Annotated in this window: 32 protein-coding genes, 1 tRNA gene and 3 pseudogenes; 14 read left to right on the top strand and 22 right to left on the bottom strand. The window is 57.6% G+C overall.

The annotated features are described in order from the left end of the window. Nucleotides 1-52: 52 nt before the first annotated feature. A complete protein-coding gene (locus tag JJD74_RS14480) occupies nt 53-775 on the top strand; it encodes a pirin family protein (RefSeq protein ID WP_200614919.1) in 723 nt (240 codons plus the stop codon). 46 nt (nt 776-821) lie between these two features. On the opposite strand, the gene JJD74_RS14475 is transcribed toward JJD74_RS14480, so the two are convergent. Beyond that, nucleotides 822-1340, bottom strand: coding sequence for a hypothetical protein (locus JJD74_RS14475; protein WP_234451746.1), 519 nt, complete (start codon nt 1338-1340; stop codon nt 822-824). 182 nt (nt 1341-1522) lie between these two features. Further along, a complete protein-coding gene (locus tag JJD74_RS14470) occupies nt 1523-2398 on the bottom strand; it encodes a LysR family transcriptional regulator (protein ID WP_200614917.1) in 876 nt (291 codons plus the stop codon). 110 nt (nt 2399-2508) lie between these two features. Between JJD74_RS14470 and JJD74_RS14465 the strand changes: the two are divergent. From JJD74_RS14465 to JJD74_RS14455, 3 genes and pseudogenes are all read left to right on the top strand, one after another. Then, a pseudogene (locus JJD74_RS14465) lies at nt 2509-3699 on the top strand (YbfB/YjiJ family MFS transporter). A gap of 61 nt (nt 3700-3760) precedes the next feature. After that, on the top strand, nt 3761-4759 hold the full coding sequence (locus tag JJD74_RS14460; RefSeq protein WP_047300511.1) for an NAD(P)H-quinone oxidoreductase: 999 nt from the start codon (nt 3761-3763) through the stop codon (nt 4757-4759). A gap of 112 nt (nt 4760-4871) precedes the next feature. After that, nucleotides 4872-5816 carry an alpha/beta hydrolase gene (locus JJD74_RS14455; protein WP_200614915.1) on the top strand — a complete coding sequence of 315 codons (945 nt, stop codon included), beginning with the start codon at nt 4872-4874 and terminating at the stop codon, nt 5814-5816. Here JJD74_RS14455 and JJD74_RS14450 read toward each other — a convergent pair. From JJD74_RS14450 to JJD74_RS14440, 3 genes are all read right to left on the bottom strand, one after another. Further along, complete coding sequence (locus tag JJD74_RS14450; RefSeq protein ID WP_047300509.1) at nt 5813-7624, bottom strand: ABC transporter ATP-binding protein; 1812 nt, start codon at nt 7622-7624, stop codon at nt 5813-5815. The genes JJD74_RS14455 and JJD74_RS14450 overlap by 4 nt on opposite strands. A 118-nt stretch (nt 7625-7742) precedes the next feature. Beyond that, nucleotides 7743-8195, bottom strand: a complete 453-nt coding sequence (locus JJD74_RS14445) for an anti-virulence regulator CigR family protein (protein ID WP_042558711.1) — start codon at nt 8193-8195, stop codon at nt 7743-7745. Between the two features lie 79 nt (nt 8196-8274). Further along, a complete protein-coding gene (locus JJD74_RS14440) occupies nt 8275-8604 on the bottom strand; it encodes a hypothetical protein (protein WP_042558710.1) in 330 nt (109 codons plus the stop codon). A 153-nt stretch (nt 8605-8757) separates the two neighbouring features. Between JJD74_RS14440 and JJD74_RS14435 the strand changes: the two genes are divergently transcribed. The 4 genes from JJD74_RS14435 (at nt 8758) to JJD74_RS14420 (ending at nt 11041) form a co-directional block, all read left to right on the top strand. Next, the gene (locus JJD74_RS14435; protein WP_200614913.1) at nt 8758-9036 is read left to right on the top strand and encodes a hypothetical protein; all 279 of its coding nucleotides are present in this window, start codon (nt 8758-8760) and stop codon (nt 9034-9036) included. Nucleotides 9037-9238: 202 nt separating this feature from the next. After that, nucleotides 9239-9784: an NADAR family protein gene (locus JJD74_RS14430; protein WP_234451745.1), complete on the top strand. Its 546-nt coding sequence runs from the start codon at nt 9239-9241 to the stop codon at nt 9782-9784. 220 nt (nt 9785-10004) lie between these two features. Further along, a complete protein-coding gene (locus tag JJD74_RS14425; protein ID WP_200614909.1) occupies nt 10005-10439 on the top strand; it encodes a hypothetical protein in 435 nt (144 codons plus the stop codon). Nucleotides 10440-10693: 254 nt separating this feature from the next. Continuing rightward, nucleotides 10694-11041, top strand: a complete 348-nt coding sequence (locus JJD74_RS14420) for a hypothetical protein (RefSeq protein WP_200614907.1) — start codon at nt 10694-10696, stop codon at nt 11039-11041. Between the two features lie 31 nt (nt 11042-11072). Here JJD74_RS14420 and JJD74_RS30815 read toward each other — a convergent pair. Both JJD74_RS30815 and JJD74_RS31465 read right to left on the bottom strand, forming a co-directional pair. Continuing rightward, nucleotides 11073-11195 (bottom strand): annotated as a pseudogene (locus tag JJD74_RS30815) (phage holin family protein); the annotation flags it as partial. A gap of 356 nt (nt 11196-11551) precedes the next feature. After that, a pseudogene (locus tag JJD74_RS31465) lies at nt 11552-11659 on the bottom strand (putative metallopeptidase); the annotation flags it as partial. 116 nt (nt 11660-11775) lie between these two features. On the opposite strand from JJD74_RS31465, the gene JJD74_RS14415 reads away from it, so the two are divergent. Continuing rightward, nucleotides 11776-12063, top strand: coding sequence for a hypothetical protein (locus JJD74_RS14415; protein WP_200614905.1), 288 nt, complete (start codon nt 11776-11778; stop codon nt 12061-12063). Nucleotides 12064-12212: 149 nt separating this feature from the next. Continuing rightward, on the top strand, nt 12213-12614 hold the full coding sequence (locus JJD74_RS14410; protein ID WP_200614904.1) for a hypothetical protein: 402 nt from the start codon (nt 12213-12215) through the stop codon (nt 12612-12614). A gap of 73 nt (nt 12615-12687) precedes the next feature. Here the strand turns inward: JJD74_RS14410 and JJD74_RS30810 are convergent, their stop codons facing one another. The 4 genes from JJD74_RS30810 to JJD74_RS14395 all read right to left on the bottom strand — a co-directional run bounded on the left by JJD74_RS30810 (nt 12688) and on the right by JJD74_RS14395 (nt 14667). Next, a complete protein-coding gene (locus tag JJD74_RS30810) occupies nt 12688-12870 on the bottom strand; it encodes a hypothetical protein (protein ID WP_325166991.1) in 183 nt (60 codons plus the stop codon). After that, entirely contained in the window at nt 12830-13216 is a 387-nt protein-coding gene (locus tag JJD74_RS14405) for a hypothetical protein (RefSeq protein ID WP_200614903.1), read from the bottom strand. Before JJD74_RS14405 ends, JJD74_RS30810 begins: the two co-directional genes overlap by 41 nt. Next, entirely contained in the window at nt 13213-13536 is a 324-nt protein-coding gene (locus JJD74_RS14400) for a phage holin, lambda family (RefSeq protein WP_122597479.1), read from the bottom strand. The genes JJD74_RS14405 and JJD74_RS14400 overlap by 4 nt, the downstream gene beginning before the upstream one ends. Before the next feature lie 579 nt (nt 13537-14115). Then, nucleotides 14116-14667 (bottom strand): hypothetical protein, encoded by a 552-nt coding sequence (locus JJD74_RS14395; RefSeq protein ID WP_325166993.1) that lies wholly within the window; start codon nt 14665-14667, stop codon nt 14116-14118. 17 nt (nt 14668-14684) lie between these two features. Here JJD74_RS14395 and JJD74_RS14390 point away from each other — a divergent pair, with 17 nt between their 5' ends. Genes JJD74_RS14390 through JJD74_RS14385 form a run of 3 tightly spaced genes read left to right on the top strand, consistent with a single transcriptional unit; the run spans nt 14685 to nt 16181 of the window. Continuing rightward, complete coding sequence (locus tag JJD74_RS14390; RefSeq protein WP_200614902.1) at nt 14685-14900, top strand: hypothetical protein; 216 nt, start codon at nt 14685-14687, stop codon at nt 14898-14900. Next, nucleotides 14839-15069 (top strand): hypothetical protein, encoded by a 231-nt coding sequence (locus JJD74_RS31460; RefSeq protein ID WP_442793284.1) that lies wholly within the window; start codon nt 14839-14841, stop codon nt 15067-15069. The genes JJD74_RS14390 and JJD74_RS31460 overlap by 62 nt, the downstream gene beginning before the upstream one ends. After that, nucleotides 15069-16181 (top strand): tyrosine-type recombinase/integrase, encoded by a 1113-nt coding sequence (locus JJD74_RS14385; RefSeq protein ID WP_200614972.1) that lies wholly within the window; start codon nt 15069-15071, stop codon nt 16179-16181. The genes JJD74_RS31460 and JJD74_RS14385 overlap by 1 nt, the downstream gene beginning before the upstream one ends. Nucleotides 16182-16270: 89 nt before the next feature. Here JJD74_RS14385 and JJD74_RS14380 read toward each other — a convergent pair. Next, nucleotides 16271-16339, bottom strand: a tRNA-Pro gene (locus JJD74_RS14380). A 217-nt stretch (nt 16340-16556) separates the two neighbouring features. Between JJD74_RS14380 and JJD74_RS14375 the strand changes: the two genes are divergently transcribed. Continuing rightward, complete coding sequence (locus tag JJD74_RS14375) at nt 16557-16901, top strand: hypothetical protein (RefSeq protein ID WP_234451743.1); 345 nt, start codon at nt 16557-16559, stop codon at nt 16899-16901. Between the two features lie 6 nt (nt 16902-16907). Here JJD74_RS14375 and JJD74_RS14370 read toward each other — a convergent pair whose 3' ends face one another. The 10 genes from JJD74_RS14370 to JJD74_RS14325 are packed head-to-tail and all read right to left on the bottom strand — an operon-like array spanning nt 16908 to nt 25659. Beyond that, nucleotides 16908-17330 (bottom strand): cell wall hydrolase, encoded by a 423-nt coding sequence (locus JJD74_RS14370; protein ID WP_200614899.1) that lies wholly within the window; start codon nt 17328-17330, stop codon nt 16908-16910. A gap of 57 nt (nt 17331-17387) precedes the next feature. Next, nucleotides 17388-17813, bottom strand: a complete 426-nt coding sequence (locus JJD74_RS14365) for a hypothetical protein (RefSeq protein WP_200614896.1) — start codon at nt 17811-17813, stop codon at nt 17388-17390. Nucleotides 17814-17818: 5 nt separating this feature from the next. Continuing rightward, nucleotides 17819-19012, bottom strand: a complete 1194-nt coding sequence (locus JJD74_RS30805) for a hypothetical protein (RefSeq protein ID WP_234451742.1) — start codon at nt 19010-19012, stop codon at nt 17819-17821. Between the two features lie 24 nt (nt 19013-19036). Continuing rightward, entirely contained in the window at nt 19037-19699 is a 663-nt protein-coding gene (locus tag JJD74_RS14355) for a hypothetical protein (RefSeq protein WP_200614894.1), read from the bottom strand. Further along, a complete protein-coding gene (locus tag JJD74_RS14350) occupies nt 19696-20052 on the bottom strand; it encodes a hypothetical protein (protein ID WP_200614891.1) in 357 nt (118 codons plus the stop codon). The genes JJD74_RS14355 and JJD74_RS14350 overlap by 4 nt, the downstream gene beginning before the upstream one ends. 3 nt (nt 20053-20055) lie before the next feature. Then, nucleotides 20056-23097, bottom strand: a complete 3042-nt coding sequence (locus JJD74_RS14345) for a phage tail tip fiber protein (protein ID WP_200614889.1) — start codon at nt 23095-23097, stop codon at nt 20056-20058. Further along, nucleotides 23094-23492, bottom strand: coding sequence for a DUF6950 family protein (locus JJD74_RS14340; RefSeq protein WP_042559958.1), 399 nt, complete (start codon nt 23490-23492; stop codon nt 23094-23096). Before JJD74_RS14340 ends, JJD74_RS14345 begins: the two co-directional genes overlap by 4 nt. A 57-nt stretch (nt 23493-23549) precedes the next feature. Continuing rightward, nucleotides 23550-24470 carry a GIY-YIG nuclease family protein gene (locus JJD74_RS14335; protein ID WP_200614887.1) on the bottom strand — a complete coding sequence of 307 codons (921 nt, stop codon included), beginning with the start codon at nt 24468-24470 and terminating at the stop codon, nt 23550-23552. A 2-nt stretch (nt 24471-24472) separates the two neighbouring features. Then, nucleotides 24473-25075, bottom strand: a complete 603-nt coding sequence (locus tag JJD74_RS14330) for a hypothetical protein (RefSeq protein ID WP_200614876.1) — start codon at nt 25073-25075, stop codon at nt 24473-24475. Further along, the gene (locus JJD74_RS14325; protein ID WP_200614874.1) at nt 25075-25659 is read right to left on the bottom strand and encodes a hypothetical protein; all 585 of its coding nucleotides are present in this window, start codon (nt 25657-25659) and stop codon (nt 25075-25077) included. The genes JJD74_RS14330 and JJD74_RS14325 overlap by 1 nt, the downstream gene beginning before the upstream one ends. Between the last annotated feature and the right edge of the window lie 13 nt (nt 25660-25672).

Raw genomic sequence — 25672 nt, 5'->3', positions numbered from 1 at the left:
AGTAAGCTTCTCCTCACTCGGACGAATTCACGTCCCGCCAGGAGATTTCATTATGCTGACTCTTCGCAAAGCCTCCGATCGTGGCCTCGCCAATCATGGCTGGTTGAAGTCGTTCCACACCTTTTCCTTTGCCAGCTATCGCGATCCGCGTGAACAGGGCTTTTCCGACCTGCTGGTAATCAACGATGACCGCGTTGCCGCCGGTAAAGGTTTCGGCCAGCATCCGCATCGCGACATGGAGATCTTCTCCTACGTGCTCGAAGGCGCACTGGAACATAAAGACACTCTGGGCACCGGTTCCGTGATCCGCCCCGGCGACGTACAACTGATGAGCGCCGGCAGTGGCGTGGCGCACAGTGAGTTCAACCATTCGCCAACCAAACCTGTGCACTTCCTGCAAATCTGGATCGTGCCGGAAGTCAGCGGCGCCAAACCGCGTTATCAGCAGGAGCACTTCAGCACCCAGAAAAAACGCGGTCGGCTGCAATTGATCATTTCGCCTGACGGCAGCAACGGTTCGCTGAAAGTACGCCAGGATGCGCGAGTGCTTGCCGGACTATTCGATGGCAAAGAGAGCGCTACGCTGGAACTGCACGCCAATCGTTACGCCTACGTGCATGTGGCGCGCGGCAGTGTTGAACTGAACGGCCAGCGATTGCAGGAAGGTGACGGCGTGCGGGTTCGCGAAGAACAGGCGCTGACGTTGAGCAATGGCGTGGATGCCGAGGTGCTGGTGTTTGACTTGCGGCCGCAGGAGTTGCCGCAGATGCCATGAGGTTGCTTGACCACCACAAAAAACGGCCTTCTCATGAAGGCCGTTTTTATGGCGGTGGTGTAAGTGAGGGTAATGCCAGCGGTGACGGTGCGTGGATATCCTTGCCCGCTTGAACCGCTGCCAGGGTGGTTTGTATCGCGACATACATGTTGGCTTGGTTCGCGTAATAGGCACCTGCGACGATGGCAACGATTCCAAGCAACTGGACGACAGTGGCTGCCCAGACATTAGCCTTGACGGTAGCCCCTTGCCTCGCGGCTTCCTCAGCTCCCCGGGAAATTTTTCGCATATCCTGCGAAATCAGGTCGTAACGCTTGTCTCTTTCAACTTGAGTCTTGTCTCGTTCAATTTGAGTCTGATCTCGCGTCTTGTCCCGCTCGCTCTGAATCGCAAGGAACTCGCGGATTTCTGCGCGTACACCATCGATTCGAGCGTCCATTCTGGTTTCAATGGTCTCGATCCTCGCATTGAATTCTTCGCGGCTTACCGTGCTCATGACTTGAGTATTGCGACCTTTGCTCGATGTCTCACTGACTGGATATTGACGTAACTCACTGGCTTTCAATCCGATCCGCTTCCTTGGTTACCGATACCCGTCCCTGGTTGATCACTCACAAGCGTGATTTCTATCGCTACGAGTTGCAGCAACAATAGAGCCCATCAACCAAGCCCGCAAGCCAGCGGATTCTGCCTAAGTTGTAGGCCATTTCGTCGAGCAACGTAGCTTCTCCAAAACACGCCAGCCACTCACCCATTCTCCAGCGCAAACACTTCGACAATCTGCTCGATCACCGCCCGAACCCGTGCGGTGTGGCGTAAATCCGCATGGGTCACCAGCCATACTTCATACGGCTGCGGACGATTACGCTCTGGCCAGAGCCTGACCAAACCATCGTGTTCGCCCATGTACACCGGGATTTCTCCTACACCCAGACCCGCCGCAATCGAGCGGCGCACCAACAGGCTGGAACTGAGACTGGCGACGATACGCCCGCGATGCAGCGGCTCGGCAACCAGCGTCATGTCCTTGTTGCTCTGCAGATACGGCTGGTAAACCACCAGGTCATGCCCCTCGAAAGCCGCGCCCGGAACAGGAACGCCATGAGTGTCGATATAGGCCTGTGAAGCGAACAACCCCACCGGCCATCGGGCAATCCGCCGTGCGATCAGGTCCGGATTGTCAGGTCGGGTATTACGCACGGCGATGTCCGCCTCGCGCTTGGCCAGGCTGAGGATCTGCGTCGAGGCATCAAGTTGCACGCGCACGTCCGGATGCTGCTGGTGCAGACGGGCGATGGCCGGGATCAGAAAGTCGATGGCCAGCGAGTCGGTGGTGCTGACCCGCACGTTACCGGTCAGGCGATCATCCAGCCCCTGAATCTGCCGCTCCAGCTCCAGCGCCGAGTGCTCCATTTTCTCCACGTTCTTGAGCGCCGCCTCGCCGACAGCCGTCAGCGCGTAACCCTCAGAAGTACGCAAGAACAGCGTCGCGCTGAGGGACTTTTCCAGCGCCGTGATCCGCCGCCCGACGGTGGCCTGATCCACGCCCAGAACCCGCGCCGCGCCACGCAATGTCGATTCACGACAAACCGCGAGAAATACCCGTGCATCGTCCCAATTCATCCTGCCCCCTCGTGATGCAGATTTGCATCGCTGCGCAGCCAATTCGCTGCGCGAATGCAGCAAACATAGCCGATATGCTGGGCGCCATAAACCTTCTTGAGATCGCACTCATGCGCACGTCATCCTCAGCATCGGCAATCTTCGCCGGACTCTGCGCCAGTCTGGTCAGCATCGGCCTCGCACGCTTTGCTTACACCCCGCTGATTCCCGCGCTGATTCAGGCGCAGTGGTTTTCCGCCAACGATGTGGTCTATCTCGGCGCGGCCAATCTGGTCGGCTACCTGATCGGCGCCCTGCTCGGGCGGCCAATCGCACGCTACCTCGGCAATAAAAACGCGTTACGGCTGATGATGCTGTTGGTCACCGCTGCATTTTTTGCCTGTGCGTTTCCGTTGTCGGTGAGTTGGTTTTTTGGTTGGCGGTTGCTATCGGGAATTACCGGTGGCGCGATCATGGTGTTGGTGGCAGCGACGGTGTTGCCGCATGTACCGGCAGCCCGAAAAGGACTGGCCAGCGGCGCGATCTTCCTTGGCATCGGCCTGGGGATTGCCGGCTCCGGGACGATTGTCCCGCCACTGTTGAGCCTGGGCCTTCAATCAACCTGGCTAGGGCTCGGCGCATTGTCGTTGCTGTTGACCGTGGTGAGCTGGTTCGGCTGGCCTGCTGACTTGCCGCATCCGGTTGCAACCCAAGAGCGCGCGGCGGTTAAGCCAACCCCACCGGGCGTGTATTTGCTGTTCGCGCAATACGCCTTCATGGCCGCAGGTCTGGTGCCAGCCATGGTGTTTCTGGTGGATTACGTGGCGCGCGGGCTCGGAGCCGGAGCGCACGTCGGCGCGCTGATATGGGTGATGTGCGGGTTGGGCGCGATTGTCGGACCGGTGACTTATGGTTTTCTGGCGGACAAGTTGGGGGCGCGGACGAGCATTCGTGTGGTCCTGGTGGTGCAGGCGATTACGCTCGGGTTGCTGGCGACTTCCCACTCATTTGTAGCGCTGGCAGTGCTGGCGGTGATTCTCGGTTCATTCCCGCCCGGCATCGTGCCACTGGCTCTGGCCCGCGTGCACGAATTGATTCCTGAACATCATCGCCAGCAAATCGCCTAGAGCCGGGCCACCGTATCGTTTGCCACGTTCCAGGCACTGGCCGGGTTTGCCTATTCGGCGATGTTCAATGCCTCGGGTGGACATCACACGTTGTTGTTCGCGATTGCCGCAGGCGCGATTGCAGTGGCGTTGTTGCTGGAGCAGGCAATGAGGTGGCTGCCCTCTTCCATTGAATCGCGTGTTTGCACTCACTGAAGGGAATCATTGCCTTTAAACCACGCTCCCATCTACAGAACCTTTAATCACAGGAGTCGACATGACGTTACCCAATGAAATGACCCGAATCGAAATTACCCAGCCCGGTGGCCCTGAAGTCCTGCAACCCAAGCGCGTGCCGTTGCCGGTGGCTGCCGAAGGCGAGGTGCTGATCCGCGTGCACGCTGCCGGCATCAACCGGCCGGATGCCTTGCAGCGCGCCGGAAAGTACCCGATGAAGCCCGGAATGAACCCGATCCCAGGCCTGGAAGTGGCCGGCGAAGTCGTGGCACTCGGTGCTGGAGTCAACCAGTTTGCCCTCGGCGACCGCGTGTGTGCGCTGACTAATGGTGGCGGCTACGCAGAATATTGCTGCGTTCCGGCCGGCCAGACCCTGCCCATTCCCGACGGACTCGACTGGGTGCAGGCCGCCGCGATTCCGGAAACCTTCTTTACCGTGTGGGCCAACCTCTTCGGTCTCGGCGGCGCCAGCCGAGGGCAACGTGCGCTCATCCATGGCGGCACCAGCGGCATCGGCACCACGGCGCTGATGCTTTGTCGCGAATTCGCCATCGAAGCCTTCGCCACGGCCGGTAGTCCGGCAAAATGCGCAGCGATCAGCAAGTTCGGCGGCCAACCGATCAACTACCGCGAAGAGGATTTCGCTGCGGTAATCGCCGAGAAAACCGCTGGCCAGGGTGTGAATGTGATTCTCGACATCATGGGCGGCTCCTACTTCAACAGTAACGTCAGCGCTCTGGCGATGGATGGGCGATTGGTGATGCTGGGCTTCCTTGGTGGCGGCAAGGCAAACGACGTCGATCTGCTGGCGATCCTGGGAAAACGCGCAGTGGTCACCGGGTCGCTGTTGCGCGCGCGCACTGCGGCGGAGAAATCGGCCATTGCCGATCAGTTGCGCGAGCACGTTTGGCCGGTGCTGAGTGCCGGTCGCTGCCTGCCGATCATCGACAAGGTCTATGCACTTGAAGAGGCGGCACAGGCCCATGCGCACATGGAGGCCGGCGATCATATCGGCAAGATCGTGCTGAAGGTGAATTGAGCCGTTGCAGCATTTTGTAATTGTTGCGTACGGGCGGTGGTCGAAAATATCGCGCGCAGACCGAGGCATCTGGTAAAAAGCGTTCTTTGTCTGCGCCGTGGTGAAACGTTTAATGTTCCTGTCCTTCATGACTCGTCTGCGCCGTCGCCGCTTGGCGTTCGCCTGCATGGCCGCTTTGATTATCGGCGTGCCGACGAGTTGTGCCGTGCTGGAACATACCGAGCGCAAACTGCTGTTTCGCATCGAGCCGGGGACTGCCGGCTGGTATCGTGGTTTGCCGGGCAGCGTGCAGGAACTCGATCTGCAACCCAAGAGTTTCAAGGCCGGGGAAAACATTCATGCCTGGTGGTGGCCGGCGGAAAAAGCCAACGCCCCGGCGATCCTCTATCTGCATGGCGTGCGCTGGAACCTCACCGGGCAGTTGTTCCGCATCGAGCAATTGCGCGCGGCGGGCTACTCGGTACTGGCCATCGATTACCGCGGATTCGGCCAGAGCAAAGGGGATCTGCCGTCCGAAGGCAGCGTTTACGAAGATGCGCGGGTGGCGTGGGAGCGCTTCAAACTGCTGCAACCGGATCCGAACAAACGCCTGATCTACGGCCACTCCCTGGGTGGTGCGGTGGCGGTTGATCTGGCCGCCGAACTTGGCCAGGACGCCGCGCGCGACAAGACGCCGCTTCCGGTGCGCGGTTTGGTGATCGAATCCACCTTCACCTCGCTGGCGGATGTGGCTGCCGCCGTGGCCAACACCTCGCTGCCGGTGCGCTGGCTGCTGTCGCAGAAATTCGATTCCATCGACAAGATCGCTGACATTCACATGCCGTTGCTGGTGGTGCATGGCATGGCCGATGCTTTCGTGCCGCCGCGTTTCAGCGAGCAACTGTTCAACGCTGCTGAACAACCCAAACGCTTGTTGTTGGTACCTGGCGCTACGCACAACAACAGCATGGCGCTGGGCGGGCAGAATTATCGCAAGGCGCTCGACGCCTTGATGCAGACCAAACCTTTGCCACGTGTCGCGGGGCCAGCGCCGCTACGCAGCGCACGCGACTCCTAACGGTAACCGCGAGCCTGTAAATCGAAGAGCTGCGCGTAATGCCCGGCAGTTTCAATCAAATCATCGTGGTCGCCCTGCTCCAGAATCCGTCCCTGTTCCAGCACAATGATGTGATCAGCATTGCGCACACTGGAAAATCGGTGCGAGATCAGCAACGTCATGCGACCTTCGGTGTGCTGGCTGAAATGTTCAAACACCGCCGCCTCCGCTGCCGGATCGAGGGCCGAGGTCGGCTCGTCGAGGATCAGGATATCGGCCTCACGGCGCATATACGCCCGCGACAAGGCGATCTTTTGCCACTGCCCACCTGACAACTCCTGACCGCCGGCAAACCAGCGGCCGAGTTGTGTGGCGTAACCGCGCTCGAGCCCCTCAATGAAGCGCGCAGCCATGCCTTCGGCAGCAGCGTCTTTCCAGCGCTGTTCATCACTGAATGCCGAAGTGTCGCCAACCCCAATGTTTTCACCGACGGTGAACTGGTAACGAATGTAATCCTGGAAGATAACCCCGATGCGTCGACGTAACGTGGTCTCCTCCCAATCCTGCAAATCGCTGCCATCGAGCAGAATGCGCCCCTGATCAGGCCGATAGAGTCGCGTCAGCAATTTGATCAGTGTGGTCTTGCCTGAGCCATTTTCACCCACCAGCGCCATGCTTTTGCCGGGCACCAGATGCAGGTCGATGCCCTCCAGTGCCGCACGAGTAGCCCCTGGATAACGGAAGCCGACGTTTTCAAAACGCAGACCATCGCCCGGTCGCACGCCAGCGGTGAGATGACCACTGTCGGCCAACACCGGCTCAGCGAGATATTCGTAAAGGTTCGACAGGTAGAGGCCGTCTTCGTACAGCCCACTGATCGCACTCAAGCTGCTGCTGACCGCGCCCTGCCCCTGCTTGAACAGCACCAGATACATGGTCATCTGGCCCAGACTGATATTGCCGTGCACGGCATCGATCACAACCCAGGCGTACGCCACATAAAACGCCGCCGTGCCGAGCAATCCAAGACCAAAGCCCCAGCCATCGCGACGCAGCGTCAATTGCCGATCTTCGGCGTACAGTCTGGCGAACGTGTCTCGGTACCGTTGTAAAAGCAGCGGCGCGAACCCGAACAGTTTGACCTCTTTGATGTACGCCTCGTGGGACAGCAAGGTTTCGATGTAACTTTGCTGGCGGCTCTCCGGCGCCCGACGGGTGAACAGCCGAAAGGCATCGCCGGAAAAGTGCGCCTCCGCAAAGAACACCGGTAGCGCGCCAATCACCAGCAAGACCAGCGCCCACGGTGAAAAGTGCACCAGCAGCACACCGAAGCTGATCAACATGATCAGGTTCTGGACCAGCCCCAGTGACTTCATGACCAATGCCAGGGGCCGGGTCGAGGCTTCGCGGCGTACGCGCACCAGCTTGTCGTAGAACTCGGAGTTCTCGAACTGCACCAGTGACAGGGTCTGCGCCTTCTCCAAAATCAACGTATTGACCTTCTGTCCCAGTTGCACCCGCAACAACGACTGCTGCACGGACAGCGCCCGTTGCGTTGCGGACATCAACGCCAACACCCCGGCCTCCATCAGCACGTAACGCAACACCGGCCACAACGGCGCATCGCCCTGCTGCGCATGCAACTGCATCGCCGTCACCACCGCATCGACAATCCGTTGGCCCAGCCACGCCGCCAGCGCCGGCAACACACCCGCAACCAACGTCGCCAGCACCAGTCCCAGAAACAAACTGCGCGACGTGCCCCAAACCAGGCGCAAGGCACGCTGCGCCTGGTCGAGTAACGAAATGACGCGCGATAAAACAGGCATAGGGCATTGAGCTCGGCAAGGGATAAGAGTGCGTCATGGTACTCCAGCGCCGACGTTACAAATCTTCGAGGCAAGAAAAAGCCCGACCTGAAAAAGTCGGGCTCGATGCTGCAAGCGCTTACTCGAACGCGCCGTTGAGGACTTCATAGATGAGGCCAGTGGCGAGGGCAACCAGTATCAGATCCGTACCGGCTTGCTGCCATTGGTAACCGTCGTAGTGCGGAAGGTGGCCGAGCAGACGATTGTCGAGTTTTTTCGCAATACCCGGAGGCAGCGGTTTGCCACGCGCGAGATTTTTCTGGACTCCCGGGGGCAATGCAGGGCCGGGTTGCCAATAATCACGGTATCCACCGACCAAGCCGATGACCTGGCTGCGGTCGATGGCCGGGCCATGGCTGCGATCCCCATGGTCAGCGTTTTTGCCTTTGTTTCCTGCCCCTTGTGCACTGTGCGGGTTGCCTTTGCTATTGCCCTGCCCCTTACCGTTGCCGGGATCCGCGAGCGCGGCCATCGGGCCCGCGACCAGAACCAGCGACATCACACCTGCAATGCATCGAGTTGATCTAAACATATCCGTACTCTCAGACAATGGCGTGATTCACAGGATAGTAGATCGGGATCCCACAGTCGTTGGCAGTGCTGATTTGTCCCTAACGCTGAGCCAGTTCGTGGCGCACACATTGCTCGTAGTAGGTCTGCTTGACCGCCGCCGGCTTGAGTTTAGAGGTGCTGTTATAGGTTTGTTCGGTAATCCCCATCGCGGTCATGCGCATCCACGGCTGCTGGAATTTGCGCACCTGCAACTGCTTGCGCGCACCATACAAAGAGATGCCTGACAGCTTGGATTGCTGCGCACCTGCAGCGATATCCGCCCCCCAGTTACAGGCAAAACGATGGCCTTTGCTTAACTCTTTCGCTTGGAGTCCTGAAGCAAAGACAGCCAGGGAAAGCGTTGCAACGGTCATGACAATCGTCCGCATATAGCCAACCTAACCTTATGAAAAAAGGAGAGTTTGACGACGAAAATTGTACTCGGGGGCCAGCAATTTGCCCTACCACTCGTCCAGCACCCTGCACCTTTGCCTCTCTCGCACCTCCAAACCAGTACATCCCCTCGCGTGAAGGCTTAGATGATGAACAAGAAAATTGCGCTGCTATCGCTTGCCAGCCTGCTCATGATTGGTCCGATGAGCGCCTCGGCAACAGAGAAAAACACTGCTGAATCTGCCGCCCCACCGAATGCCCTGCCGGGCGTCAATCACTCGAAAAGTTCGAGCGCACATGATGATAAGGCGAACAAAAAGGGCGAGGAGTCTTCAGGAGGTAATGCCGGCGCGCAGGCGTATGAAACGGAAAAGGATGCTGCGACTTCAAGTGATTCAGAGGACATGAAGAAAGAGCCGAAACAGTAGCGTCTGTTGAATGGGCTGTTCGCGATTGCCCACCCAAGGCTCGACGATCCTTGCATCAAGCTTCACCTAAGCTTGAAGAGCAGCTGTCTGCTGTTATTAAATCCGCCTCTGATGTCATCAGAGGGGCCTATTGATGCGCCCTGCAGGGCTACGCATACAACTTAAATGCTCATCTCGACGCCCCTTCACCAAGGAAGACCCATTGCACGACTCTAAATATCTCGAAGACCTGCGCTCCCGATTCAACTGCGCAGAGAAAATGCAGTTTACTTTTTTCTGGGGGCACCAACCCGGCAAGAACGGCGTTACCGCTTCATGCTTCAGCCAATGGTATATCGCCGAATTCATTGTTGATGGGCAACGCTACCCAACTGCCGAACACTACATGATGGTCGAGAAGGCAGTTTTGTTTGGTGATCAGGAAACTCGCGCCCAAATACTTCAGGCCCCCACCCCCAATGCAGCCAAAGCACTGGGCCGCAAGATCTCCGGATTTAACGAGCAGGATTGGCTGCAACATCGATATGAGATTGTTGTGCGCGCGAACAAAGCCAAGTTTTCGCAAAACCCGGAGTTGAACAATTTCCTCAAGGACACCGGTTCTTGCATCATCGTTGAAGCGAGCCCGGTTGATAACATTTGGGGCATTGGACTCGCCCAGGATCACGCGGACGCTAATAATCCAAACCTGTGGCAGGGCTTGAATCTCTTGGGGTTTGCGTTAATGCAGGTACGCGATGGGCAATGATTCCACCCTGCCAGAACTCATCTGGAGGCGGACGAGTCAGGCAGCTCACAGGTTGCAGCTGTATTGATATTCGAAGGGGAAAAATTCCGTATCCCGAAATCGGCCAGATGAACCAGTGAAGGCGGGGGGCATGGCCTGTCCATTATTCACCTCTTAAACTTGAAATAGTGGCCCATAGCCGGTATTTGTGTGCGCCTCGAAAAGTAAGGACGCCCAACGAATGCGCTTTGAACAAATTTCCCTCGTCGCCGCTGCTCTCGCCGCTATCTCCCTTTCTGGCTGTGTGACCACTCCAACATGGACAAACAGAGGGCCGTCGACGATCGTTACTGCCAAAGGAATGATCTCTTGCTACGAAGACGCAAACATCATCGATGGGGAGCGGATGCAAGGCACTATTTGCGCCACTCCTGAATCTGGCTTCTTCGGCGGCGGCGAACCAGAGATCTACTTTGGTCCATGGAATCGAAAATTCATGAAGGAACCGGCAAGTACAACAACGGCAGGCGTGACACGAGATTATCAAGGGAAGAAGGTGTTTCTGCAGTGTGATCCGGTTCTTGCTCCTGGCACTAAGACTGAAACCGGGCGAGCGTGCAAAGTCACCGTCAACGGCCAGCTCCTAGTCACAGCCAATGTTGAATTCAAAAAATAGAACGTTCTGTGCCGCACTCTGCGGCACATCTACCCCTCCCCTCCATCGAGTGCTCGCCAGGGCGCATCGCACCCAGGCACTGCCGGTCGTCGCACGTTGGCCCCAGCCCGAATACCGTCACCTCGCCTTACGTTGGTCACGATTCACTCCACTCGGCGAGTTGGCTTTTTTGGGAAAGTGCATTACGCGAGTCGGGTATCATCGGTTCTCCTAGAATTTTCGAGAAAGCAACGCTCATGCATGGAAGCCTTTTGTTGGCCGCGCTGGTTATGTCCCCTTCTCTCGCTACCGCAGCCCCCTCTTACTACGCCTACGACGAAGCCCCTACAGATGGCTTCATGTATGCCATGAGGTATCAACAGGCGAAATTGGCTTGTGGCTCGCTTCCTGACGACCTTGAAACCGACTATGCGAAGGCGATGCGATTGACCGCAGAAGCCAGCTCTGAATTTGAGAAGACCTACACGAAAGGTCTGGCAGCAAACCCGCGGTGGCGTAAACCTGCAACGGCTGAAGAACAGGAGGCAGAGTGCAATCAAGGGCAGGTGGCGCTTCGTGTGACGGTCAGACTTGCACGCCAATGGTTTCCTGGCGGTTGGTAAATTCGGCAGCGTTCGTAAAGTGCGATCGGACTTAGTCGACCTTCCGGCCCGGTAACCTGATGTCAATCACTCGGTCGGCGATGTTCCGGATCTTCTCTACTCCCAGGAAGCCAACTCAGCCACTGGCGAAGGTGGCTATGCTCTGTGGAAAACCTTTATCAGCCGGTGCCGGGACGACATCGTGTCGCCTTACCTGATCCATCGCCGGCCAGCCATCACTCTGCCGAACGCCGCATATCCTCCCGAGTAGGCATGGTCCAGTCCGAGGCGCGTCTTTCATAAATAGAGTCGGGCTTTTGGCTCTCATAGCAAAACATCAATAAGTAAAGCCCCAGCGCCACTGCAGCCAATAGTGCTCTGTCGATAGGGTTCGCATCCTTCGATAAACCACCGGGCCCGATAGCTACCCAGCCACCCCTAAGGTAAGCAAAGACGGCTTGTGTAAACCATGCTTGCGCGCCTACAGATATCCAAAACTGACTCCAATCCCCTGTAAAGCGCCAAAAAGCGCTCACCAGTGAGCCATACCCACACCTCAGGAGCAGGGAACAGTCGAATACCGAGCGCGGAGAGGTCCGACAACTCAAGCACTGATGCTGGAGGCATTGGCCGATACATGTCGAGTACGTCCTGTTGTGGTCAAGCCATACAACTGATGGAAATTACACGCTGTTGAGTGGCAGCGCATTTATAGGAGTGCTTCAATCGAATCTCACTTTTAAAGGAGATGTGCAATGGAGTTCCTTAAACCGCTCAGTATCTTTTCACTGGGCCTTTACTCAGCAATTGGCATCGCTGCAATGATTGCCCTGTACTTTCTATTCTACGGCGCCCGATGTGCCGATTCGTGGATGAAGAAGCAGCCAATGCCAACGGATCGCGTATGGGCTTATGTTGTCGTTGCCGCGCTTTTGGGGTTGTGCGTGGGAAGCTTTGCCCAGGGGCTAACCGAGATCCATGCAGGGTGCGCAGCGTACGGTCAACCGGTTGGTCCGTGCATCTTCAGCCACCTGACTTCGTAAACTTTTGATCGCGACTCGACTGACTGGCTCGTTCGATCGCCTCCCAGTCGGGTTGCTTGGTTGTCATAGCGCTACTCGGAGGCTTGTAATGATGGCTGGATGCCGGTATTAAGTCCGCGCAAACATCGGTGCAGAACTAAAGGTAGGAAATGGAAAACCTGACAAAATTGCGAGTCGCGCTGACAATCGGAGCACTTGTCGGGCTTCTGCCAATCACCCTCCTCTTCGCAGCTGGCATCGTGGCTTTGTTCATTCCACTCTTTTTCGTCATCCCAGAGCCCCCTCTAGTACTACTCGGAGGTATAGGCGCATTTACCATCTCGTTGCTTGGGATATGGTCCGCCTGGAAAATTTACGCTCTTGCGATGGCGGCCTCACCAAACGTGCGCAACCCCCGATCACTTGCATTGGCTGCTGTGGTAGCCATGATCTGGGGCATGTTTCTCGCCTACTACCTGCGCGGTCTTCCCGAACTCACCTGCATATTCCTAATGCCTGGAATAGTCTCGACAGCCATGCTCGCCGTTACGTTGAAAAGACAAAGAGCCTGACGCAGGTGGCACACCGGCTAACGTCTTTCACTTGACGCGACACAATTTGCGGATTCGCGAAACGTGTCGCGACCTACTTGCTCTGACTGCGCTTGATCTGCGCGTCCACCTGATCTGCACAGGTGTCGAGCAGGTTGATGGCTTGGTTCTTCAGTTCCCACAGCTGGCCGTTGTCGTCGAGGTCTTCATCAGCTACCCGCTCACAAGGAACCAGCTCAGGGGGCTCGACTCTTACTGCCGTTGTCTTTGTTACCACCGCCGGCTTTCCCGCGCAGGCCGTCAGGCAGAGGCTGAGCAGCCCAATCACGAACAGGTTTGCTGTTGCGCTTGAGTTCTTCAAAGTTCTTCTCCGCCTTTCTGGCTTTGGCCTGACTGGCCTGTAACCGCTTGTTCAGGTCTTTCTGGTAATCGGCGTTGCGCTGGGCTTCGGCGCGAAGGGTGGTGATCGTGGCCTGGCTTTCGAGGTTGGCGTCGACCGCCTTCTTCTTCTCGCTGGCTTCGAATGCCACCTCACCGCGAAGGGCGATGACGCGCGACTGCTGAATCCCAATGATAAGCAGGCCGACCAGGGCGATGATGATTGCAGCAGCGAAGGCCTTCATGCGGCATCCGCCTTGCGACCGAGGAAGCGGGTCACCAGCTCGCGAATGGCTGTCACACCGAGGAACCCAATAGTCCCTCCAGCAGCAACCGACAGACTGGGCGGCCAGGTCATCCACTCGATCACGCTGGACGCAACAAGGCTCAGCGATCCACAGATCAGCGATTCGAAAAGGATCCGACGCTTACTGGTTTCCTTCGCGTCGTACATCACGCGAAGCAACGATACGGTGATGGCCATGATTGCGCCCTGCCAGAGCGGATTGCTCAACGCCAGCCAGATCTTGGCCCAGGTGTCTGGCTTATCAGGCATGGTAGGCATCCGAGTTGCCTCCCCCATGGGGAGATTGATAAATCCGGCGTCCGCTGCACTCCGAGCTCGGAGCTATGGGTGTGGGGAGCCGAAAACGAAAAAGCCCCGGCAAATGCCGAGGCTCATGAATATGTGGAGATATCTTTAAGCTGAGGCCACGACCCCCGCAGTGAGCAAAACAATTCCCAAATACCAACCCCAGAGGAACACCTTCGCTTGTGAGTCTTTCTTCGCATAGACGTACACATAAAAAGGTATGACTAAGCAGAGCATGGCTTGGGGTAACGAATTTTTTATGGCAACGCAGAATATGACCAGTTGCATAGCAACCATTAAGCAGAGCCCCGACAGGAGCAAGTACATGACCATCCGATTACATCCATTTGAAATGAGTGGTGAATGTATCGGCGGCCCAATCAGAAACTAAAAGCCCGATAATGCCGGCTCTTTCTCTTTCCATATACGCATAAAAAAGCCCAGCGCAATGGCGGGGCTTCCTCTAATCACTCCTACACACGCAGAAATGACAGAATAGGTGAATAATGCGACATGGCGACATGACATTGCAAGCCCTTTTGAGGCCCTTTTTTATGCCGCCTCGCTTTCCAGCACCCCGACTGCTTCAAGCATGTGTTGCGCCTCGACCAGAGCCTCGTTCACAAGCGACTCCAGCCCGTCCTTGATGGCCTTGTTCCAGCGCTGGTAAGTGCGCTCTGTAAGTCCCTGGGAATCCCAGTTCGTCATGTCGTAGTTCGAATCGGCCAGTACGATCATTTCACCGGGCTTGTCCTCTGCTACTGCGCGCGCATGCTTGTTTGCCCGGGCGACGTCAGCGTCTGCCGCCGCGTTGCGCCAATCCCACTGCCCCTTCTCCTTGTTCTCCCGGTGCTTCGGCGCCTTGATCTGGGTTACCGCTCGCTGAATGCCCTTCACCTGCTGCGGTACCGCCCAAACGAGAACGGCCTGTTGCGTGAAGCGCTGCGGTGCCGGGGTCTTGCCGCGCACCGAGTACACCGGCGAAACCGAATACGCCCAAAAGATTGCCGATCTGGCCGCCAAAAAAGGCAAGCCATTCGACCCTGCCTGGCTGCTCGCCGAGGCCCACCCAAAGAAATCCGCCGCATAACCAATTTCAACCACCAAGGAGCAATCCCCGTATGGGCTTCAAAGACCCCCTCAACCAGCGCCGAGACATCGCCAGGAAGATCCGTCTGTATCCATTGCTCGACCGACAGCTGCAGCGTGCCGCCGACAAAAGTCGTCGGGAGTACGCGACCTACCTGTTCGAGATGTTGGAGTGGGCAGCAGCCAATGGCGCAATCGAAGCACTCATGCCCGAGGACCTTAAGGACCTCAAGAATATCGCGGGCTAGAGGCCCTCAGGAGGGCACGAATGCAGTTCACAGAAGAAAACGTGCCGCCATCCGAAATGGACAGGTGCCCGGCGAGCAGATCGGGAAACTCTGGTACGTTGATTGGACGGCGTTCAGCAGGTCAGACGGCAATGACCTGGTCGCGATGGTATTGAAAGGAGCTGCATGATGGTCCCACGGCCGCGCAACAAGGCGAACAAGAGCCTCCCGCAGAACCTGTACTTCGACTCGCGGCGCTCGACCTATCGCTACCGCCGGCCTACCGACGGTAAGTGGTTCCAGTTCGGCTCGGACCGAATCAAAGCGATCGATGCGGCGAAGCAGTTGAATCTGGAGTTCATGCGCGGCGCCGACCTGATTGGCGCAGTGATGGGCAGCACTTCCGAATCGTTCGCCGGCTTCCTGGACGCATACGAACGCGACGTGCTGCCACCGAGGGAACTGGCAAAAGGAACCTTGGGCCTGTACGCCGTGCACTTCCGCCGCTTCCGAAAACAGTTCGAAGGCAAAGCGGTCGACCAGATCACGATCCGCATGATCGCGGAGATGCTGGACGCCCTCACGCCGCGCACTGCCAACCAGTGCCGCGCGCTGCTGATCGACATCTTCAACCACGCAGCGGCCAAAGGCCTGTGCCCGGACAACCCGGCGGCCAGCACCATCAATCGAATCGAGAAGAAGCAACGCAAGCGACACACCGTCGAAGGCCTGAAAGCCATCCGGGAGAAGTCACCGTTCTGGCTTCAGAACGCAATCGACCTCGCGCTCATTACTGCGCAGCGCCGGACGGACATCTTGAATATGCGGTTCGGCGGTGTTCGGGAAGGGTTTTTGTATGTGGTTCAGCAGAAGACGGCCAAGGCCAGTGACGCAGCGTGGATCCGGTTCAAAGTGACCGAAGAACTCCAGGCCGTTATCAGCCGGTGCCGGGATGACATCGTTTCCCCTTACCTGATCCATCGCCGGCCAGACCGTAAAAAGCAGAAGCAGGCTCAGACGAAGGACCACTGGACTCAGGTCGAAGAGCGATATTTGACGCGAGCCTTCAAGGAGGCGCGGGAAGTGGCGGGTTGTTACAAGGGATGGAAGGAAGAGGAAATGCCTGGCTTCCATGAAGTGCGAGCGCTGTCACTGCACCTGTACCAGAAAGCCGGAAAGGACGGCCAGAAGATCGCCGGACACGCAAGCGAAACCATGACCAAGAACTACCAGAAGGACCACGCCGAGATCGTCTGGTCGGAGGCAATCCCTGACCTGAATATCAGTGAAATCACCGGATAGTTTTGCGCAAGTTTTGCGCGGGTTTTGCGCAGGCACAAAAAAGCCGATCTTGCTGATCGGCTTAAGTGTCTGATTTTACTCAAGAATAATGGTCGGGACGGAGTGATTCGAACACTCGACCCCTAGCACCCCATGCAAGCGGACTGCTCTACAGCCCGCCAAACCAGAGGCTTCGCGCCGGGCGCTCGCTGCAACGATGCCTAACTGTGCGCAACCGCGTTTTACAAAGTCACTCGGAAAGTCACTGAGCCTTTTTGGCACCCTCCCGGCGTCCTGCCGACTGAACACCAATCCAAAACCTTACAGCTCGTCGCTTCACGCTCGCCCGTTCTGCCCGCCTCGATTACTGTATATGCAACCAGTATCAAGCAAGGCATGCCCGTGGATCCCCTCTATATAGAAGACACCGACGATTGGCTCGGTACCCCGACTTCGCTCGAAACCTGCCGGCACCAGCTCAGGATGTACGAGAACGAATTCGAGGCGCTCACCCTTCAATTGAAGCGAGCTCTCGAGAACGTGCAGGGATTGGTGCAGGAAAACGACCTGCTCAAGGCTGAATTGAAGAAAGCCCAATCCGACGTTGCCCGGCTCCACTGCCAAACAAGTGAGCAAGCTGGCCAGCTCAGTAGATTTGCCAACATCGCCCATCAGGCCGACGTCTTGTTTCAGGAAAATCAACGCCTGCTCAGGGAAAGGCGCGATAGCGAGGAAGAATGATCGCCCTTACGGGACATCCTTGAAGAAGATGTGGTGCCCGAGTTTCAAGGTCTGCTTGGCCTTCGCCGACCAGGCCGGGGCCTTGATGCTGGTGGCGTAGTAATGCGTGGCACCGCCGGTTGGATCTGCCACCTTTCCATCAATCACCTGATCAGCCGCGATCCGACACTGCGCCAGTTCGCGGGACGGGATCTGTTTCACGCCGATCAGGAACTGATAGTTCGGGTCGGTCTTGTTCCAGCAGCTGAACTGGTACTTCGCCTGGCACACGCCCGCATAGCCCTCACCCCACCACGACTTTTCCTTGCCGTCGAACACGCGATTGCGGATCGTCCAGGCCACGGCCACTTGGCCGGCTGCCCCTTCTCCGCGCGCCTCGCCCCACAAGGTGCGGGCGAGGATGTCTCGGTCTTTCTCGGTTACAGACATCACTTTTCTCCAAGCAAAAAAATACCCGCTCAAGGCGGGCGCTATTCATTGGCGCAATCAAACCGAAGGGGATGTGACCCGCGCTACGGTCGTTTCTTCGTTGTACGGATCAGGCTGTTCTGGCCATGCCGGATCAGTTGGCCAGATCGGCTGGCCCGTCACGCGCCCCAGCAGCACACGGTATTTCTTCCATTCAGCCAGCGCCGAAACTCGGGTTGGCTTTTCTTCTACTTCCTCCGGAAGTGCGTAATCGCCATCAATGGCGTCGTTGATGGCGTCGATCCGGCCTTGCAGCGCGGTGACTTGTGCGGTCGCGAGACGGGTTCTTGAGTTGAGAATGGCGGACGTTTCGCGCAGAAGATCCTGCGCGGCGATTGCATCGATCAACGATTGGGGGATTTCGTCGACGTAGGTCTCGCCTTCCATCAAATCCATTTCGGGACTGACGGAGCGCCAGCCGGTCGCAGTGATTGCGTAGGGCATTTTGATCACCTGTCGAAGTAATAGCCGAGGGCGTAGCAGTTGGCGCTGCCGCCACCAGTGGCGCTGTATGTAATGGTGCCGTCGGCAGCAATCGGGCATCGGCCGTTGAAAATTGCAGTAGGCGGAACAAACACCATCCAGCCCGCAGCAATCGATGTGCCCGCGTCAGAAGGCGTGAACTTTACAGACACGGTACCAACATTCTGCCAAGCACCTTCCAGTGTGTGCGCTGTGACCGGCGCAACAGTTCGGGTGTTGAATGCTCCGGCCGTGGTGCCGCTGCTGAGCAGCCGGAAAGTGGTGCTCTCAGGGTTGGCCACCGTGTACATGATCGAACTGTCGCCCAGGCGATGAACGAACTGATAGGCGCCTGCCGCGTTGGTGTTGATCAGAATCGAACCGATGTATCTGCGCGAAGGGTCGTTGTTTTTCTGGTGTGCCTGGTTGTAGTACCGCGTAGGCGCTGCCGTTGTGGACTGCTCAATTACACCGGCATCCGTCAGATACAGGTGAATGAACGTGTTGACCACGCCGACAGCCATCGGGGTGATCGAGCCGCCTGCGTAAGTCGCCACTTTTCCGGCCGACGGCACATAGGCGCTACCGGGTCGAATTGCGATACTGGTTCCGGTAGCCCAGATCAGGTTGAGCCCTTCGATGAATCCTGGCGCCCCCTTCCCCACCTGAGCATTCGCTTGCGACTGCAATTTCCCAATGGCAGCGAGCACGCTATCGGCGGCAACCACAGCGGCCGGAGTTCCAGGTATTGAGAGCCCAGTAAGCGCGACCGCACGGACACGGGCGTCGGTAAAATACTTGTTCGTCGCCCCCTCAGGTAGCCCGTCCGCATTCGTGAGAACCAAAGCGGTACGGACTCCAGCCAAGGTTGGATCTGAGCCAAGAACTGCGAGCACGCCGCCGAATTGATTTACCAAAGCCCGCAGCGCGTCCGCCGAATCCTTCACGTAGCCCTGCATCGGAGCGATCGCGTAAACCCCGGCAGCGTTGGTCGCGCCCTGATAGTTCGGCGCAATCGACATAGCGGTATTGCTGGCGATGTTTGTGATCTCATACCAGCCACCATCCGGCGCTCGAAAAGCATCACCAACGCGGCCATTTGAGAGGAACGAAGTCCCGGTGCCGATCACGGCGTTGGAATTTTGGACGACAGAAACCGTCCCGGATTTGTACCAGGGCATTGTGTATCTCCAGAAATGAAAGACTCAGGCCAGCAATTTGGCGCATAAAAACGGGCGGTGGCCTTGATCAATCCAGGCTGTAAACGCGAGGCTGTACATTATGATTCGACCATTTGCGTAATCGACCCCAAGAGCGCATCCGCCACCAGTGCCGTCGTTGTGACAGTTCATCGTGAATGGGTTTAGGGAAACGTACTCCCCTACTCCAAGGCTTTTATTTATGCCCCAGAAGTACCGGCGGCCTACGCTCAGCTGCTCGGTTCCAAGATACGTCCAGTTCCCGGCGGCAAACGTAACAACCACCGCGGGCGCTCCGCTGTCGTAAACGAGCGATCCAGAGCCGTCCCACAGCCTCATACCGTACGCAGCGGTGCCCATAGAAGACCAAGCAGCCACGAAGTATTGACCGCTAAGGACTTCATTGACTCTCGAGGCATTCATCGCGAAACCAGTCCAGTTACCAGGACCTCCGGTGAACCAGACTGAAATGGGAACTTGAATCGCTCCGCCCTGATCAGGCCGAATGAAAACCATTGGAGGGTCTTGGCTTGTCACAGCGCGAGCAAATGTTCCTGATGCGCTTGCCACACCTGAATAGGTGCCCTTGGTGAGTACGCAAAGCCTTGGCGCCTCTGAATCAATCTGGACAAATGAATTATCATTAGTGCTTTGAAATCCATAACTCATACGGCGTACCTGATTGCGTAACCCTTCGCGACAACCCTTGATCCGATTGTCGAAGCTGTAGCCGATGGATTTCGGAATCTAACAACAACCTGGCCGACCGATACCGTCACGAACGGATAGGACTTAATGTTGCCTGATCCGTCCGTTTCCGACGATTGCACGTCTTGCGCTCTTGTTGGGATGATCATGAACACGCAGTTGGCTGGGTTGAAGCCGGCGATATTTAGCGTGTAGCTGGGCACGGTTCCACTGAAATCGATCACGCCCTGCCAGATCACCTGATAGGTGAAGCTGTTGGTGTCCATAGCGAGCTGGCCGCTCTCGTTGAAAACACGAAGGCCAAATTGAGACATTGATTACCCCAGATATCCGAGACGGACACGCAGCACATTGTTAGCGTCGTAGACCGATACGTTCAGTGAATTGATCACCAAGCGCCCTTGGCCGGGAACGATGCCGTTTATTTCAAGCGTGCCGTCTTTGTTCAGGATCCAGCCTTGCTGGCCGGCGATGTAGTTGGAAGAACTGATGTAGTTGCCGATCTTTGCGTTGGTGATCGATCCGTCCATGATGAAGGTCGAACCCAAGAACACCTGCCCCCCTTGAACCGCAAAGGGCACAGAAATGGCGCCACCGGCAATTGTGTTGACGATGGCGAACCGATCAGCACTCACCAGAAACTGGCTTTGCAATCCGGCTGGTCCGTTTTCGATGCCAAGACCAACGCCCGCCGCGATGTACTGACCCGTCCCTGAGTTGTACTGCATCTTCACCGACCAGCTCGCAGAGACCTTGCCGTTCACGTCATTGACGATCGACGTGTTTTGCTCAATCGCTGTTTGCTGCGTTCCGACTGTGGTGCTGAGCTGAGTGATTTGCTGCGCAGTGGCCTGCTGATTGTTCGCAACTACTTGCTCTAGGGTTGTGAGATTCGCCGAGTTGTCCCCAACCTTGGCGTCGAGCGTGGTGGTTCTCTGGGCCAATGCCTCGTTCTCGGAAGCTCGGACCTTCTGCTCCTGAGCAATGCTGGCAGCGCTTTTCCATGAGCCCAGCGCGTCAGCAAGATCTCCCTCCCCGTCGTCATCCCGGTACGCAGCGCGCAGAGCCTCAAACGCTGTCGCCTGCGCTGTGACAACGCCGTCGAGCTCGGTAATCTCGGCGGTGTTTGTGGCCACCTGCTGGGCAAGGCCGTTCGCGCTCTCCACCGTCTGCCCAACGTCGAGCCAGTACAGCGGGTTCGGAGGTGGCGTTTCGATTGGTACCGGGCCAGTGGCTTGATAGATCCGCTTGCCCTGCACGACCAGTTCGTATTCCTCGTAGGTCTCGTCAGGTTTGTAGCCCTCCAACCCATCCAGCGCATCGATCTGATCCTGCAGGCCCGGGATTTTCTCGATCTCCTCAGCGAGCTCCTGCCCCAGTTCTGTCTGAGTAATTTTCCCTGCGAGCGCAGCCAGGTAGGCCGAAACATCGTTTGATGTCTGAGCTGGCACGTAGAGGAACGAGCTTTTCCCATAGGCGTTCGACGAGCGGACGAAATAGTAGTAGTTCGTCCAGAAGCCCAGCCCAGTGTGAGTGAAGGATAGCCCCTGCCCCAGATACTCGGCATCAGCAGAGGTGGCTGTCGGTGACGTGCTGAAGAAGTATTCATAAGTACCGCCGTTCAGCCCGTTTTGCGCGTTGCCCGGTATCAGAACGATGTTGTCGATCGAGGACTGCACCACGCAGCTTTCCGGGATGAGTGGGCCATTGATGCTGATGCTGATCGTCACCTCGCCCGATCGGGCCATGGGCCCTACGGCGGCCACGCTCATCGTGTAGTTACCCGACGGCAATCCATTGATTGCACACTCTGTCGAGGTCGACGGCACGTTGTGCGACTGAATCGCTGTCGTGCCCTGGCGCACGATCACGATGTATTCCTTCACGATGCCGCTCGGCGGCAGCCAGGACAGAACGCCCTGAATTACCTCGGCGGTGGTGTCCTGTGTCCACGTGAGATTGGTAGGGCTGCCAAGCCCGCCGGAAGGCAGGTTGATAAACCCGATCGGGTTATACGGCTGCCCCACCGCATCATCAAAGATTGCCGGCTCGTATTGCTTGACCTGGACCGTGCACCCCTCACGATCGCCCATCGACCAATCGGAAACGATGAACTCGCCAAGGATGTTCAGTGACGGGAGGTTCACCCGAACGACACGGCCCGGCCGGCAGTTGTAGCCGGCGAAATTCATCGGGATGCTGATTGCGCCACCGGCTCGGCGTCGACGCAGCTCCATATTCGCCAGACGCTGCGCTTGGTAAGGATCGGTGACATAGGAGTAGGTCAGCGTCTCCGCCGCCTCACCGCCGTCCTCAACGATCCACTCGGCTACGCTGACCTCGGGGTAATCGGTCTCTGTCCACGATTGGGATGGGTCGATGAACGTACCGCGAACGGTGTTGATTGCTGAGTCGTTGGTTGGCTCGGTGCTACCCGTGACGGTGCCGATCACCATATCTTCGGTGATTTCGAAGTCGTACGGCCCGTAGTAGGCCCCGGCCTGGAACATCCAGCGACCGCCCACGCGTATCAGATGGCCGCCGGCAGCAGCCTCAAGCTTCTGCAGTACGCCGGTTCTCTGCTCGTCGGCACCAATGACGCAACCGCTGCGGTAGCGCTGGCTGGTAGAGCCGTCCGCATTGGTGACGGCCTCGTCGCACACGTTCGCGGCACTCGCGAAAGTTTCGAAAACGATTTCATCGTCAGGCACGCCGCACCGGGCGCGGAGGTACCACAGCAGATGCAGCGCAGTGTTTGCGCTGTAGCCCGCCGTGTTGCTACGCGGGTCGTAAATATCGTTGCGACCGCGCACGACGAATCGAGTGTCAGGGATACCGGACGGGAATTTTTCGGCGCTGTAAAAAAGAGAGATGCGGACAAAGGACAAACCACGACCTATCTGTGAGTCCTTCCAGTCCGGACAGTTGGCCTTGAGGAATGCATTCACCTGCGTCGGCTCGACGACGAGCTCGTAGGTGGCGAAAGGACCGAACGAACCAATTTCCTCTTCGCCAAGGTAGATGTTTTCGAGGGCATCGATCGCCCCTTCGCAAAGCACGTACACCAGGTGCAGCCATTCACCTTCCCCCTGAGCGCCTGCCTGCTCCTGCGCCCAAACCAGCACACCACCGGTGGAAACGCGTCCAAGGATGTAGCGCACCGGCGCCTTCGAGGAGCGTACGGTCTGGGCGGACGGCTCGTTGTCGCGCAGCGGCGACTTGGTGTTGAGCTTTTCCTGTTGCTCCGCCGCGTAAAAGGCAAGCGCTGCGCCAGCCACGGCACCCCACGGGCCGCCCTGAGCGAAACCAACCACCGCGCCGATGACGACTGAAGCGAGTTTCTTAACGCCGCCGCTCATTCAATTCTCCACGCGGCCAATGGCTCGCACTCAACCCGGGCCGCGCCGTCATCGGTCGCCGCCCAGTAATCTCCTGCCCAGAACACGGCCATGCTTCGGCCGCCGGGCGCGTCGTACAGCACGACGTCGCCGCGCTGGATGAAGCCCAGTGGCACCCGAGCGAAGTGGACATCCCAGGCGGCCTCAAGGCTGCCGTGCTGCTTCTTCAGTTGCCGCTTCGCACCGGTTTCCGTCGTGTACTTGCCGCGGTAGTTCTCCGCAGGATCGACACCGCACACCGAGGCCGTGCAATCGGCGGCGAACAGGCAGCAGTCAAATTCGCCCCATGAAAAAGGCCGCTCTTGGGCGGCCTTGATCGTTTCGTTCAGACGGGTTGTCCAGTCTCGGTAGCGCATGGCGATCCTTAAAAATGAAAAAACCCGCCGAGGCGGGTTATGTGAGATTTGGGGAAGTCATTTGTCAGCAGGCATGAGAACCCAGTGATATTGACGACCAGTGCATATGGCACTGACCTGAGGGACGCTTATCCCGTATTCAGAAGCAAGCTCCTTGAGCTTTGCCCCTGAACGCTTGGCGAGCCGCATCGCAGTTATCTGCTCATCTGTGAATTTGCAGTTCTTTGCCCGGTATTCAGGATCGGACCAGAGAGCCTTTGCATTCACCTTCAACTTGGCTTTGTGCGACTCAGAAGCCAGCGTCTCTAGGCGCTTCTTCTGAACCTCTGGGTCGGATCGCGCGGCATCGAAAGCGCTCTCAACCTTTTCTCGATAAGCTCGGACTTCCCAAAGGCTTCGGCTCAGCACAGAGCGAAACTCGCTTAGCTCTGGACTACCATTTCGCCTGCTGGCCACCTTTGATTTGCGCCTGGATTTCATCGCCAATCGCCGAGCATCACCATGATCCTGCCAATGCTGCCGCAACCCTTCGCTAACCTTGGTTCGATATTCGTCAGTAACTACCGGAGAGCGGTACTTCGCCCTTACTTTTTCCCGAAAAACTGGGTCGGACCACAATTTCAGCATTCGATTGGAATGCGCCTTGGCGTGCTCGGTAGTTGGCGACCATCCAGTCTGGCTGCCGGCGTTCGGAGAAATGTTGTACTCAGGGCGAAAGGCGTTGAAGCACTGCTGCTCATAACTGACGCAATGCTCAGGAAGGCAATAAACCAGCACCTCAACAGAGAACGCTTCAGGACCGTGCGAATCCCAATCAGCCTGAAGATATCTGTTCTTGCTTACGCCATTCCTCATCCTAGATGCGTGCGACTTAATGCGGCTAGCCAAGTTAACTGAGCTGCCGATATAGGTCTTACCGTTTCTGGTGTTCCTGATTGCGTACACGCCAGACTTAAATTCAAGGCTCTCGATGCGCATGGTTAGTCGCCATAGGAGAAGGACGGTGCGTCCTTTTTACTCCCGAAGTATATAGGCCAATTAGACATCTGCGCTACCGCGTAGAAAAATCTATCACCCTCATGCCGCGCCCGGTGATTCTCATCCGTCCAGCGCTCGGTGCCGGTGCGGCTCCACTCGGCCATGCGGTCGATGACCGGGACAGTGATGCTGTTGCCGTCCTCGCCATTGCCGGCAAAGGAGAACTTCGCCGCGTCCATGCGACCAGAGAACAGAATGTCCGCCGCGTAGTTGCCGGCCTCGTCGAACACGACGAACATGACTTTGGCCATTCGCCCACGGCAGCCTCGGACGTTGGTTTCGGAAAGGATGTAGGCATCCAGGCCGCTGAGTGTCAGCTCGACCGACATTGGCGACCCGGAGTTGTCGCTTTCCTGCGACTGGCTTACCTGGCCGAAATTGCCCACGCCGAGGTAGGTAATACCGTCGATCACCAGATCACCGGTACCGGTGTGCGCGAAGACCATACCGTCGACGAAGTCGAGCTGCACGGCGTAGACAGGCATGAAGCGGCCCGTGGCGATGATGTTCACAACGCTCTGGCTGAACGGGAATGCTGATGGCATCAGAAAGCCTCCCTGAATTGGTAGCTGCCGTTCGCGATCACCGGCTTGATGGACATTGCCCAAGTGTCGGTGGTCATGCGCATTTCCGAATACGGATTGAGGTATTCGACAGCGGTGCCGGCGGTGAGCGTCTTGCGGATGCGCTTGTTGAGCGACACCGTCACGCTGCCCTGCGCGTTCGCCGATGCCGCATCGGTAACCTCGAACATTTCGCCCGCGATGGTGATGTAGTCGCCGGCGCTGAAGGCTGGTGCGTTCGCTGTTGCGCCGCTGATGACCATCGATCGCGCCTGCGCGTTTCCGGTGACCACTGAGAGCGCGCCGACACTGTTGGTGCGCCGGCGGGTAAAGGCCGGAAGGTTGAAGGTGCCGAACATCCCATCCAGTCGCCCGAGAAACGCTGAAAGCTCGCGCTCCTGCTCTCTGGTCAGCACCCCAAAGGTCAAGGTGCATTGCCAGTAAGCGCCCGGGTAGCCGACGATCTGCTGGGCATTTGACAGCGTCGATGTGAACGCCCTGCTGTTGTTGACGATGCCCCACGTCATTTCTGACGGGCGCAGCGAAGCCGGCCACGTGAGAGCCATGCGGTACTCCTTG

It is taken from the genome of Pseudomonas sp. MF6776 (assembly GCF_016613125.1).
Classification (GTDB): domain Bacteria; phylum Pseudomonadota; class Gammaproteobacteria; order Pseudomonadales; family Pseudomonadaceae; genus Aquipseudomonas; species Aquipseudomonas iridis.
This window is presented reverse-complemented; position numbering and strand designations above follow the sequence as displayed.